At 70.9% G+C, this 11,895-nt stretch carries 11 protein-coding genes; 4 read left to right on the top strand and 7 right to left on the bottom strand.

The window, feature by feature from the left end; genetic code table 11:
- Positions 1–7 precede the first annotated feature (7 nt).
- The 3 genes from pdxA to BN1197_RS16570 are packed head-to-tail and all read right to left on the bottom strand — an operon-like array spanning position 8 to position 3,938.
- Entirely contained in the window at positions 8–1,051 is a 1,044-nt protein-coding gene (pdxA, locus tag BN1197_RS16580) for a 4-hydroxythreonine-4-phosphate dehydrogenase PdxA (protein ID WP_040162029.1), read from the bottom strand.
- Positions 1,048–2,478: a four-carbon acid sugar kinase family protein gene (locus BN1197_RS16575; RefSeq protein WP_082044002.1), complete on the bottom strand. Its 1,431-nt coding sequence runs from the start codon at positions 2,476–2,478 to the stop codon at positions 1,048–1,050. Before BN1197_RS16575 ends, pdxA begins: the two co-directional genes overlap by 4 nt.
- Positions 2,475–3,938 (bottom strand): GntP family permease, encoded by a 1,464-nt coding sequence (locus BN1197_RS16570; protein ID WP_040162027.1) that lies wholly within the window; start codon positions 3,936–3,938, stop codon positions 2,475–2,477. The genes BN1197_RS16575 and BN1197_RS16570 overlap by 4 nt, the downstream gene beginning before the upstream one ends.
- A gap of 138 nt (positions 3,939–4,076) precedes the next feature.
- Between BN1197_RS16570 and BN1197_RS17170 the strand changes: the two genes are divergently transcribed.
- The 4 genes from BN1197_RS17170 (at position 4,077) to BN1197_RS16550 (ending at position 6,781) form a co-directional block, all read left to right on the top strand.
- A complete protein-coding gene (locus BN1197_RS17170; protein WP_052466884.1) occupies positions 4,077–4,622 on the top strand; it encodes a DUF4233 domain-containing protein in 546 nt (181 codons plus the stop codon).
- Positions 4,623–4,631: 9 nt separating this feature from the next.
- A complete protein-coding gene (ndk, locus tag BN1197_RS16560; RefSeq protein ID WP_040162025.1) occupies positions 4,632–5,051 on the top strand; it encodes a nucleoside-diphosphate kinase in 420 nt (139 codons plus the stop codon).
- 262 nt (positions 5,052–5,313) lie between these two features.
- Positions 5,314–5,538, top strand: a complete 225-nt coding sequence (locus BN1197_RS17465) for a hypothetical protein (protein ID WP_040162023.1) — start codon at positions 5,314–5,316, stop codon at positions 5,536–5,538.
- Positions 5,525–6,781 carry a cupin domain-containing protein gene (locus BN1197_RS16550; protein ID WP_040162021.1) on the top strand — a complete coding sequence of 419 codons (1,257 nt, stop codon included), beginning with the start codon at positions 5,525–5,527 and terminating at the stop codon, positions 6,779–6,781. The genes BN1197_RS17465 and BN1197_RS16550 overlap by 14 nt, the downstream gene beginning before the upstream one ends.
- A 165-nt stretch (positions 6,782–6,946) precedes the next feature.
- On the opposite strand, the gene BN1197_RS16545 is transcribed toward BN1197_RS16550, so the two are convergent.
- The 4 genes from BN1197_RS16545 to BN1197_RS16530 all read right to left on the bottom strand — a co-directional run bounded on the left by BN1197_RS16545 (position 6,947) and on the right by BN1197_RS16530 (position 11,796).
- Entirely contained in the window at positions 6,947–8,221 is a 1,275-nt protein-coding gene (locus tag BN1197_RS16545) for an MFS transporter (RefSeq protein ID WP_040162018.1), read from the bottom strand.
- Positions 8,222–8,351: 130 nt separating this feature from the next.
- Positions 8,352–9,458, bottom strand: a complete 1,107-nt coding sequence (locus tag BN1197_RS16540) for a sunset domain-containing protein (protein ID WP_040162015.1) — start codon at positions 9,456–9,458, stop codon at positions 8,352–8,354.
- 209 nt (positions 9,459–9,667) lie between these two features.
- Positions 9,668–10,369 (bottom strand): LutC/YkgG family protein, encoded by a 702-nt coding sequence (locus tag BN1197_RS16535; RefSeq protein ID WP_315969816.1) that lies wholly within the window; start codon positions 10,367–10,369, stop codon positions 9,668–9,670.
- Complete coding sequence (locus tag BN1197_RS16530; RefSeq protein ID WP_425437379.1) at positions 10,366–11,796, bottom strand: lactate utilization protein B; 1,431 nt, start codon at positions 11,794–11,796, stop codon at positions 10,366–10,368. The genes BN1197_RS16535 and BN1197_RS16530 overlap by 4 nt, the downstream gene beginning before the upstream one ends.
- Positions 11,797–11,895 lie beyond the last annotated feature (99 nt).

The following is an 11,895-nucleotide window of genomic DNA, read 5'->3' as shown; positions in this document are numbered from 1 at the left end:
TGCGGCGTCAGCGCGGGAGATAGGCCTCGCGGATGCGATCCACGAACGGGCTGTAGTCGATCGCCGCGAGGTAAGCCGAACGCATCGTGCCGTGGTCGGCCTTGCCGGTGCCGGCGATGTCGAAGGCGGTGCCGTGGTCGACCGAGGTGCGGAGGATCGGCAGTCCGACGGTGACCGAGATTGTGCCATCGAAGTCGTAGGTCTTCGCCGCGATGTGGCCCTGATCGTGGTACTGGGAGAGGATGCCGTCGTAGCGACCGACGAGGCCCTGGTGGAATACCGAGTCGGCCGGGATCGGGCCGGCAACCTGCAAGCCCTTGGCGCGCACCTGCTCCGCAGCCGGCGTGAGGACGCGGATCTCCTCGTCGCCGAAGTGGCCGTTCTCCCCGCCGTGGGGGTTGATCGCGGCGGTGGCGAGGCGGGGCTCGTCCACGCCGAACACCGTCAACGCCTTCAGGGCTCGCTCGATCGAGCCGACCTGGTTCTCGACCGTGATGGCGTCGAGGGCTTCACGCAACGACATGTGTCGCGTGGCGAAGAAGATGCGCAGGTGGTGACCGCCATGGGTCTCGTTGCGGATGACGAACATCGTGTCCTGCTCGCTGACCCCGGTGAGGTCGCCGAGCATCTCCGTGTGACCGAGGAACGTCGACCCGGCGGCCCAGATGGCCTCCTTGTTGATCGGACCGGTGACGATGCCGGCGATCTGCTGTTCCATCGCCGCCTTCGTGGCGATCTCGATGGCGCGGACGGCGGCGCGGCCGGCGTCGGCGTCGACGACGCCCCATTCGGGCAGGGCGCCTGTGAGCACGCCGATGTCGTAGACGTCGATGACTCCGGCCCCGGCGGGCTCGGTCGTCCAGTCGTTGACGACGCGTACCTCGACGTCGAGGCCACAGACCTCGACGGCACGGCGCATGACGGCCGCGTCACCGACGGCGATGCCGTGAGCTGGGGGGTCGTCGGCGAACTCGGCCAGGGTTCGAGCGGTGATCTCGGGACCGATGCCGAGCGGATCGCCGACGGTGAGGGCGAGGACGGGACGGGTCATGAGGATGCTCCCTTGCTGGTGAACGCGGGTGGGTCGGACGGGAAGGGTGCCTCGCGGAGGCGTCGGACCTCGCGGGCTCGGCGGGTGGCGAGGTGGGCGAGCTCGTGGAGACAGGCGACGGTCGTACCGGTGTCGCCGACGAGTCCGCCCTTGGTGACGATGGGCAGGCCGGCGTGCTCGCCGTCGACGAGCCGGCCGGCGACGGCGAGGGGGACGACCTCGCCCTCGACGTCGATCCCGCCCCCGCGCAGGGCGCCGACGACAGCGGCCGTGACGTCGCCGCCGGTCGTGAACAGACCGGAGACATCACAGGCCTGAAGGGTGCGGCGGACGATCTCCCCCAGTCGGAGGGGCAGTGCGTCCGCCTGCGCGTCGGTGATCTCGACGACGTCGGACTCGTCGAGCACAGAGACGAGGGCGACGATCGTCTCGGGTCCGGCCTGCCGCACGGCAGCGGTGAGCATGGAGGTCGTCTCGTCGACATCGGGCAGGGGTGGTGTGGTGGTCGAGGGGCGCACGAGAACGACGTCCTCTTCGGACGCCAGACGCTGAAGCTGGGCGCGCGTCAATGCGGTGGCCGACCCCGACACGACGAGACGCGGACCTGTCGTGGCCTTCCCGTGTAGCTCGAGCGCTCGCGCAAGTGCGACCGAGCCCGGCCCGGGATCGACGCCGCACCAGGTCACGCCCCGAGCCGCGCCTGCGCGGGCGGCGGCGACGGCCAGCCGCTCGAGGTGATCGACGGTGAGAGCGTCCCCGACGATGATGTCCGGCGCGGCGTCGAGCAGACGGATGATCGTCGCTACAAGGTCGTCCGCAGGGCCCGTCACGGCCGACAGCGGCACGTGGGCCACGTCGAGGCCCGTACCCCGCCGCAGGACGTCGCCGACCGACGAAGTCGTCATCGGGGAGCGGACGTCATGCGCGAGTTCGGTGTCCTGCAGGCGGCGTCCGTCGAGCAGTTGCTCGCCGTCGACGGTGACGCGGCCCGCGGCGGGATGAGCGGCGAGACAGAGTCCGACGACGGGACCGCCGTCGACCGACCGGACCGCGTCGAGGAGCGCTTCGGCCGCGACACCGACGTTGCCGCGCAACGTCGTGTCGATGCGCGCGGAGACGAGCCGCGCCGGCCAGCCGGCGAGGACGTCCTGCGTGACGCGATGGCGTGCCTCGGCCGTGGGGGAATGGCGCGAGTCGGTGGTCGTGACGACGGCGTCGAAGCGGTCGCGATACCGCTCGACCGGGTGCTGCACGGAGTCCGCCGAGAGGTCACCGACGCCGACCGTCACTGCCCGCAGGCCGGCCCGAGCGAAGCCGGCGGCGGCAGCGTTCGCGCCCGTCAGGTCGTCGGCGACGACGAGGACGGGGAGCATCCCGCCGCCGGTTGCCGACGGCCCGGGCCGGCGAGCGGAAGAAGAATCGGTCATGGGATCACCAGGTCGAGGACGAACAGGAGCGGGATCGAACCGGCCCACACCGCCGTCGTGATCCCCGACCAGCCCTTGAGCGCGGCTGTGCCCTCGAGGCCGGCGAAGCGGGTGACCACCCAGAAGTAGGAGTCATTGAAGTAGCTGAGCACCATCGATCCGGCCGTGCAGGCGAGGACCGCGACGATCGGCGCGATGCCGAGACCCGTGACGAGCGGAGCGGAGACCGACGCTGCCGTGATCATCGCGACCGTACCCGAGCCCTGAGCGAGTCGCACGACGGTCGCGATGATGAACGGCACGAAGAACGTCGGCAGCGGGGTGCTGGCAACGGCCTCGGCCAAGGCGTCACCGACACCGGAGTCCCGCAGCACCTGGCCGAGCGCTCCGCCCGCGCCGGTGATGAGCAGGATGAGGCCGGCCGAGGCGGCCGCGTCGGCGAGCCAGTTGTGGGTCTGCGAGCGGGGGCTCCAGCGGGGCAGCAGCACGTACACGGCGAGGACGAGACCGATGAGCAGCGCTACGACCGGGTTGCCGAGGAACGCGAACGGCGCGACCCACGCGGAGGGCTCGTAGGCGTCGCCGCCCTGCAATGCTCCCTGGGCGTTCTTGTCGACGGCGGTGAGCACGGTGTTGAGCACGATGAGCACGAGCGGCAGAACGAGGGGCAGCGAGCCGAGGAAGGCCCCGATGCGCTTGTGGTGCTGCCCGGCAGGCGGTACTCCGATCTCGTCGTCGGGGTCATACGTGACGATCTGGTCCAGACGATCGACGCTCGACTCGCCGTGGAGCGACGCGCGACCTTCGGTGCCGAAGATCGCCTCTTCCACCTGCGGCGAGATGCTGCTCTCGAGCCTTGGCCCCATGAACTTGGCGTAGAGCACGACGACGGGCAGCAGGATGACCGTGAAGACGAGTCCCACGATGATGACCATGCCCAGGTCGGCGCCCAGGATGCCCGCGACGGCCAGCGGCCCAGGGGTGGGCGGCACCATGTGGTGGGTCAGCGTCATCCCGCAGCCGAGCGCGAGAGCGAGAGTGATGTAGCCGCCGCGCTTGACTCGAGCGATGGCGCGGGCCAGCGGGTTCATGATGACGTAGCCCGAGTCGCAGAACACCGGGATCGAGACAAGCGATCCCACGCTCGCCATCGCCCACGGCTCACGGCCCCGCCCGAAGGCCTTGAGGAACGCGCGGGCCAGCGCGTCGGCCGCCCCGGAGACCTCGAGGATCTTGCCGATGGCGACGCCGAGACCGATGACGATGCCGATCGAGCCCAGGGTGCTGCCGAAGCCCTTGGTGATCGAGTCGACGATGCCAAGCAGTGGTTGACCGGCGACGACACCGGTCACGAGTGCGGCGATGAGCAGGGCTCCGAAGGCGTCGATACGGGTTCGCAGGACGAGGACCACGATGGTCGCGATGCCGAGCGCGAGCGCCAGGAGAAGTTGGATATCCATGGGGTGGCTCCTTGGAACGTGGTCGGACGACGCTGCCCGACCTCGAGAGTATTGCGGAGGAATGATCATTTGTGAAGGCATTAGTTGATCAGTTTGAGCAACTCTGAGGTGCCGGGGTATCGCCGTAGGATTGGCCGCATGGCCTCACCTCTCCTGCTTCACGGCGCGCTCGGACCCATGCAGCGGCGGCTCGGCGCCTTCGTTCTCGTGGGGCAGGCGCCGGTGATCTTCTTCGGGGCGCTCACGCTGTGGGGGCTGGGCTCGGCGCAAGGGGGGGCGCATGCCGGACCGGTGCTTCTGGTCGGCAGCATCCTCGCCCTCGTGTCGATCCTCACCGCCGGACTGTTGCGTCGCCCGTTCGGCGTCACGGTCGGTTGGCTCGTCGAGGCCGCGATGTTCGCCGGTGCGATCCTCGAACCGCTGGTCGTCGTGGCGGCCGCCATCTTTCTCGCGCTGTGGATCACCGCGCTGTACCAGGGCTTCAAGATGGACGCGCTCACTCGCGCCCACGAACGCCGGTCCCGGCACCCACACCGCCGAGACAGGCGTTTTCGTCTGGTGGAAGTGCCTGTCTCGGTGGGGTGGGTGCCGGGACAGGCGGTTTGGTCGTGCCTGGCGGCCGGGCGCCGGGGTGGAAGTGCCTGTCTGGGCGTGAGTGGGGATCGGTGGGTCGCGGCTCACTAGGCTGAGGCCATGACCGAACGTTCTCTCGTCCTCGTCAAGCCCGACGGATTCGCCCGCGGCCTCACCGGTGAGGTGCTCCGACGTATCGAAGCGAAGGGGTACACCCTCGCCGCCCTTCGTGTGCTCACCCCGAGCCGTGATCTGCTCACCCGTCACTACGCCGAGCACGAGGGCAAGCCCTTCTTCGAGCCGCTCGTGGAGTTCATGGGTTCCGGACCCGTCGCCGCCGCCGTCATCGAGGGCGAGCGGTGCATCGAGGGCTTCCGTTCTCTCGCGGGTGCGACCGATCCCACCGCGGCGGCACCCGGAACCATCCGCGGCGACCTCGGCCGCGACTGGGGCGAGAAGGTTCAGAAGAACATCGTCCACGGGTCGGACTCCCCGGAGTCGGCGCAGCGCGAGATCGGCCTCTGGTTCGGCGAAGTCTGAGAATCGCTCGAGCGCTCGAGGTGCAGGGCGTCGAGATGTCGGTTAGACAGAGACCGCCGAAGCTCTCGGTGAACCGCAACGACCGAAGCCGAGTCCCGACGAAGGGAGCACGCAATGAGCGACACGACCTCCAACCCCATGGGTGGCGGCATGACCAACCCCGTCACGGCCGGTGACGGTGGCGCCGACGGCGGTGCCGACTCCGGCGCGAACGCGATCAAGGGCGACACGGGCGCAGGCGCCGACACGGGCGCGGGTGCCGATGGCGGTGCTGACGGCGGTGCCGATGGTGGCGCTGACGGCGGTGCCGATGGTGGCGCCGACGGCGGCGCTGATGGCGGCGCTGACGGTGGCGCTGATGGCGGTGCTGACGGTGGTGCTGATGGCGGTGCTGACGGTGGTGCCGATGGTGGCGCCAACCCCACCGGTGACGGCGGGGCCGACTCGGGCGCGGGCGTTCCTGTCTGAGCTCGATGACGCCGACTGATTCCGGCAGGCGGGCGGGTGCCTCGGCACTCGCCCGCCTCGTCGGTGACGACCTGCCCGGATTCGCCGCTGCCTGGGGCGAACGACATTGGCTGCACCACGGCCCGGGTTATGCGGATCTGCTCGACCTCGCCGCGATCGACGAGTTGTTGACGACGCGCGGCCTGCGCACGCCCTTCCTCCGGGTCGCGAAGAACGGCTCGGCCCTGCCCGAGCGCTCGTTCACCTCCGGTGGTGGCGTCGGCGCGGCCGTCACCGACCAGATCGACGACGCCCGTCTCGCGCGCCTCTTCGCCGACGGATCGACCATCGTCCTCCAGGGGCTGCACCGCACGTGGCAGCCGATCGCCGCGTTCGTCGCGGACCTCGCGGAGGGGACCGGGCATCCCGCACAGGCCAACGTGTACGTGACCCCGCCTCAGTCGCAAGGGTTCTCGGCTCACTACGACGTGCACGACGTCTTCGTCCTGCAACTCGCCGGCCGCAAGCGCTGGGTGATCCACGAGCCCGTGCTGCAGTGGCCGACGCGTGAGGAGACGTGGGAGACGGGCGGCCGCCGCACGCTCGTCGCCGAGGCGGCCGAGAACGAGCCTGCGCTGGACGTCGTGCTCGAACCGGGCGACTGCCTCTACCTCCCGCGTGGATACCTGCACGCGGCCACGGCGCTCGGGGGAGTCAGCGCCCACCTCACGATCGGGCTGCACGTGTGGACCCGGCGCCACCTCGCCTCCGAACTCATGAGCCGGGCGCTCGCCACGGCCTCCGACCTGCGGCGACCGCTGCCGCTCGAGGTCGATGTCGGATCGCCGGCCGACCTCGCCGAGGACGCCGACGCGGTGCGCACCGCTCTCATCGCCGCGATCTCCGAGCTCACCGACGACGAGCTCGCCACCGCTCTCGACCGTCGCGCCGACGACACGGCACGCCCGGCCCCGGTGGCGCCGCTGGCTCAGGCCGACGCGGTGCGCGACCTCACTGCCGGGACATCGGTGTGTCTGCGTCCGCATCTGCGGTTGCGCCGGGCGATCGAAGATGGGGCGATTCGATTGCGCGGCCGCGGCATCGACCTCCGCCTCGACGAGACGCCCGGACTCGCCACGGCACTCGACGTCCTGCTCGACGGCGACGCGCACCGGGCGGCCGACGTGGCGGTTGCAGCGGGTGACGGCGCCGGTGACGAGGCCGCGGCCACGGACCTCGTGCGCAGTCTCATGACAGCGGGCATCCTCGTCCCCGCGCCCTGACCACCGCCGAGACAACCGTCTTCTCCGTGTTCTGACGCGGCGTCGGTGACGCTCAGGGGCGAAACGTGCGCCAACCCGCCGGAGGGCCGCGACGCGCACATCCACGGGTTCCGCAACCAGGGTGACGCGACCTCCACCAGCGAGGCCTGCAGTTCTTCGGAGGCGTCAGCCCGCTGCTTGTCGGGCGCGGGCGTTGGCGCCGAGGCGGTGCGAGAGGTAGGCCGCGAGAAGCCCGGCCGCGAGGGGGACTCCGAGGGCGGCGCGCAGGCCGGCGACGTCGGAGATCACGCCGACGAGGGGCGAGGTGAGCAGGAACCCCAGGCGCATGAGCCAGCCGAGGATCGCGATGCCCGTGCCGTGCGGCAGGCCGGGCACGCGGGCGGCCGCCGCGAAGGCCGCCGGGACGAGGGTCGCCGAGCCGAATCCCATGAGGCCGAACCCGACGAGCACCGGAACCCACGCCGAGCTGACGACCGCGATCGTCATGCCGGCCGCGGTCAGCAGGCCGCCGAGCCGGGCGACGGATTCACGTCCCCACCGGTCGGTCATCGGGTCGCCCACGAGACGGCCGACGAACTGGCACGCCAGAACGATGGTGAATCCGAGTCCGGCGAGCTGGGCGGGCGCGTCGGTCTCGCCGCCGAGGAAGAGCGCGGACCAACTGTTCGCGACCTCCTCCATGAGAGTGCCGCAGATCGACAACACGACCAGGGGCAGGAGCACGCGCCACGGGCGAGTCCTTCCCGCCGCGCCGGCCCGTGGCCTGCCGTTCCGTCCGGCGCGTCCGCCCGCGTCCGCGGCGACGTTCGCCTCAGGAGTCCCAGCGCCGACGACCTCGTCCTCGGCGACGTCGGCGGAGGCATGATCGCGATCGTGCGGGGTGGCGGCGATGATGCCGGCGACGACGGCGACCACCGCCCACACGGCCCCGTTGACGGTCATCTGCGTCGTCAACGGCACCGCGTGCGCGGCGCACCACGTACCGATGAGCCCACCCGCGGTCGCACCGAGACTCCAGATCGCGTGGAAGGAGTTGATGATCGAGCGGCCCTTCCACTCCTCGACGATGACGCCCTGAACGTTCTGCGCCGAGTCGACGATCGCATCGGTGATGCCCGCGACGAACATCGCGGCGGCGAAGAGCATCGCGACGGGGCTGTGGACCGCGAGCGCGAACACGATCGCGAGGATCACCGACCCCACGACGGTGACGGCGCGCGCACCGAACCGGCGGATGATCGGTCCGGCCGCGGTCGCCGCGGTGACGGCTCCGAGAGGCATCGCGATGACGAGGAGCCCGTACAGGGTTCCGGAGAGGCCGAAAGCGGCCTTGACCTCCGGGTATCGGGGGAGAAGACCGGCGAGCAGGACGCCGTTGGTGAAGAACATGAGGGAGACGCCCCAGCGCGCGAGCGCGGGCGTCGGGGTGAATGCCGGCACCCGCCGAGGCTAGCGAGACGAGCGTGGCGGGAGTCGAGCAGCCCGCACATCGCCGAGACAGCCGCCGTTTCCGGCCCCCGAAAGAGCAGGGGTGGAAACGACGGCTGTCTCGGCGGGGGTGAGGGGTGGATTACTCTCCGGCGCGGGAGAATCCGGCTCGTTCGGCCGTCTGGGCGTCGGTGAACCAGACGTGAGCCGGGCCGCCCTCGTAGTGGGGGTGGCCGGGCTCGGCGTACGTGCGGGTGTCGTTCCACGCCTTGATCGGGTGGCCCACCGGAGTGCGACCGCTCGCGAACGGCCGCGCGGAGCCGACGCCGTAGCCGCCGTCCTCCACCTGCTCCTCCGAGGACCCGCTCGACTGCCCCGCCTCGCCGCCACCCTGGTCGCCCGCGGCGCCGCGACCGGCGTCTCCGCCGCCCTGGCCCTGCCGGTTGCCACTGCCGTCGTGCCCACTGCCGTCGTGCCCGCTGCCGTCGGGATCACCGCCGTCATCGGGGTCGTCCTGGCGCCGAGCACCGCCGCCGGGGACGGCGGTGCCCCCGGCGAGCTGCTCCGCGTCGCCCGCGTCGACGTAATGACCCTCGGCGTCGACGGCCTTGGCGTGTCCGTCCTCGTCGGCGATGAGGTCGCCACGCTGACGGAACTCCTCACCGGCCCGCACGTCGTGGTCGGCCGGGTCGTGCTCGGCCGCGAACTCCTCGGCGCGGCGCTCGGCGTTCTCGTCGGGCTCGAGGTATCGGTTCTCGTCGCCCTCGTCGCCCTGGTCGTGGGAGTCGTCGCTCCCGGACGCACCGGCGTCGTCGCGCGCACGATCGGCGTCGCCGTCGCGGTCGCCTTCGTGTCGATCCCGGTCGTCCGCGGCCCGGTCGCTCGACGACGTACCGCCGCGCGGGCCCCCGGCATCCGTGATGTCGATGCGGTCGTGCTCGAAGCCGTCGTCCTCGGCGTCGGAGCGGTCGTCGGGGACCGTGTCGTCTCCCCGCGCGACGGTGGCCGAGTCCTCTCGAACGTCGTCCCGACGCTCGACGTCCTCGCGACCGCCCATCCGATCCTCGCCGTGGGAGCCACCTCGCTGATGGCGCTCTTCGCCATGTCTCAGGTCGTCGCCGGGGGTGGCGTCGCCCGTGCGCGACAGCTCGCCGGTGCGGTTCTGGCGGTCGTCGGCGGTGGGATTCATGCCCTCGCGGCTTTGGTCGCCGATCTGCGGGGTGCTGTCCGGTTGGAAACTGCTGCTCATGACACGTCCTTCCGAAAGGTCCTGCCCGTCGGGGTCAACCTAGCCGTGAGGAAGGCGGCATGCGCGTCGAGCGATCGACCGGATTCCGCACTCTGCGCGCGACCTCGACCGCACGTCGAAGCGGGCCCGCCCGCCCGATCATTTCGGGGAGGCGGGCCCGTCCGAACGACGCTTCTCGCCGCTCTCGTCAGGCGCTCGTCGGGTCCTCGTCAGTCCTCGACGAGCACGACGACGAGGGTCCGCGGACCGTGGACGCCCTCGACGCGAGAGAGCTCGATGTCGCTCGTCGCCGATCCACCCGAGATCCACGTGAGCGGCAGGCGCTCCTCGTGCACCGACGGGGCGAGTCTGGCGACGGCCTCGGGGACGTCGGAGACGACCTGGTCGGCGCGGATGACGCACACGTGGAGGTCGGGCACGAGGGTAAGTGCGCGACGACCCTGGTCGGGCCGGTGGTCGAGCATGATCGTGCCCGATTCCGCGGCACCGACGCAGCAGGCGGTGACGACGGCGTCCGTCTCGTTGAGCTGCCCACGCGTGAGGTGCGGCTCGTCCTCGCGGACGTCGAACCCTCCGGACGCGACGGCGTCGCGCCACGCCGGGTCGAGCCCGGCGGGAAGGACGACGGACTGGGCGCCGTGCTCGTGGAGCGCCTCGGCGATCCGCGCGGGGATCTCCCCGGTGTGGCAGCGCAGGACACGGGCCTTGTAGTCCTCGACCCGTTCGACGAAGAGGTCGAGGACGCCCTCGGTGCGGGTCGGTCGGCCGTATTCCCACGGCACGGGCACGTCCTCCTCGGGCGGCAGGTCGGGGATGTCGGCGAGGGCGGTGCGGATGCGGCCGAGGATCTCGTCCTTGGCGCTGCCGCGGCGCGCTGCCCCGTCACGGGTGGGCATGGTGGGGGTGCTCACTTCTCGTCGCCTCCTCGCGTCCGGCTCCACCAGGAGCGGAACGACTCCGTGGGCGGGACGGGGACGTCCCGCGCGTTGGTCCACTTCGACAACGGCCACGGCATCGGACCGATGTGATCGGCACGTCCGAGCAACCGGCCCGAGAGACCGGCGCCCTTGGTCGCGGTCTCCCAGCGGCGGCTGTCGGCCATCATCCAGGCGGCGGCCGTCATCGCGGCGGGCTCGCCGTGGGTGAGGAACGGGCGCGCCTTGCCCGTCCGGCCCTCGACCTTCTTCGTCTCGACGACCTTGTTGCGCATGTAGACGAGGAGGTCGGGGATGGGGATCCGCACGGGGCAGACGTCGAAGCACGCGCCGCAGAGCGAACTCGCGAACGGCAGCGACTTGTCGACGGCCGAGCCGGTGCCCCGCAGCTGCGGGGTGAGGATCGAGCCGATCGGGCCGGGGTACACCGAGCCGTAGGCGTGGCCGCCGACCTTCTCGTAGACGGGGCACACGTTGAGGCAGGCCGTGCAGCGGATGCAGCGGAGCGCGTCGCGACCCTGACGGTCGGCGAGCACGTGCGTGCGGCCGTTGTCGAGGAGGACGACGTGCGTCTTCTCCGGCCCGTCGCCGTCCTTTCCGCCGGGGCCCGTCCACAGCGTGTTGTACGGGTTCATGCGCTCTGCGGTGCTCGAACGGGGCAATAGCTGGAGGAACACCTCGAGGTCGTCGAACGTCGGCAGGACCTTCTCGATGCCGACGACGCTGATGAGGGTCTGCGGCAGCGTGAGACACATGCGGCCGTTGCCCTCGGACTCGACGACGACGAGCGTGCCCGTCTCGGCGACGGCGAAGTTGGCGCCCGAGATGCCGACCTTCGCGCGGAGGAACTTCTCGCGCAGGTGCAGGCGCGCCGCGGCGGCGAGGTTCTTCGGCTCGGAGTCGAGGTCCTCGGGGGCCGGGCGGCCGTAGTTGCCCATCTCCCCGAGGAAGATCTCGCGGACCTCCGCGCGGTTGCGGTGGATCGCGGGGACGAGGAAGTGGCTCGGGCGGTCGTGACCGAGCTGGACGATGATCTCGGCGAGGTCGGTCTCCCAGGCGGCGATGCCCTCGGCCTCGAGGGCCTCGTTCATGTCGATCTCCTGGGTGACCATCGACTTCACCTTGACGACCTCGTCGCCCGCGATGCCGGTGCCGTCGTAGTCGACGTCCTCGTCGGCAAGGGCCTCCTTGACGAGGCGGGTGATGATCTCGTTGGCCTCGGCGGCGTCGCGCGCCCAGTGGACGACGGTGCCCGCCTTCGTGAGGTTCTCCTCCAGCTGCAGCAGGTAGGAGTCGAGGTGGCGCAGCGTGCGGTTCTTGATCGCCTCGCCCGCGAGACGCAACTCCTCCCAGTTGTCGAGCTCGGAGACCACCCGCTCACGCTTGGTGCGGATCGTCGTCATCGCGTGGTGGAGGTTGCCACGCTGCACCGGGTTCGCCATCTCGCGGCGGGCCCCGGTGGGGAACGGCGGGGAGTCGATGAGTTCGGTGGGGGGCGGTGC

Source organism: Mobilicoccus massiliensis (assembly GCF_000826525.2).
GTDB lineage: Bacteria > Actinomycetota > Actinomycetes > Actinomycetales > Dermatophilaceae > Mobilicoccus > Mobilicoccus massiliensis.
Note: the sequence above shows the minus strand (reverse complement) of the source record. Positions and strands in the feature narration are given on the sequence as shown.

Coding starts and splice junctions, on each gene's coding strand:
- ndk (WP_040162025.1), top strand. CDS start 4,632: ATGACCGAACGTTCTCTCGTCCTCGTCAAGCCCGACGGATTCGCCCGC.
- pdxA (WP_040162029.1), bottom strand. CDS start 1,051: ATGACCCGTCCCGTCCTCGCCCTCACCGTCGGCGATCCGCTCGGCATC.
- BN1197_RS16540 (WP_040162015.1), bottom strand. CDS start 9,458: ATGAGCAGCAGTTTCCAACCGGACAGCACCCCGCAGATCGGCGACCAA.
- BN1197_RS16530 (WP_425437379.1), bottom strand. CDS start 11,796: ATGACGACGATCCGCACCAAGCGTGAGCGGGTGGTCTCCGAGCTCGAC.
- BN1197_RS16575 (WP_082044002.1), bottom strand. CDS start 2,478: ATGACCGATTCTTCTTCCGCTCGCCGGCCCGGGCCGTCGGCAACCGGC.
- BN1197_RS16550 (WP_040162021.1), top strand. CDS start 5,525: ATGACGCCGACTGATTCCGGCAGGCGGGCGGGTGCCTCGGCACTCGCC.
- BN1197_RS17465 (WP_040162023.1), top strand. CDS start 5,314: ATGGCGGTGCTGACGGCGGTGCCGATGGTGGCGCTGACGGCGGTGCCG.
- BN1197_RS17170 (WP_052466884.1), top strand. CDS start 4,077: ATGGCCTCACCTCTCCTGCTTCACGGCGCGCTCGGACCCATGCAGCGG.
- BN1197_RS16570 (WP_040162027.1), bottom strand. CDS start 3,938: ATGGATATCCAACTTCTCCTGGCGCTCGCGCTCGGCATCGCGACCATC.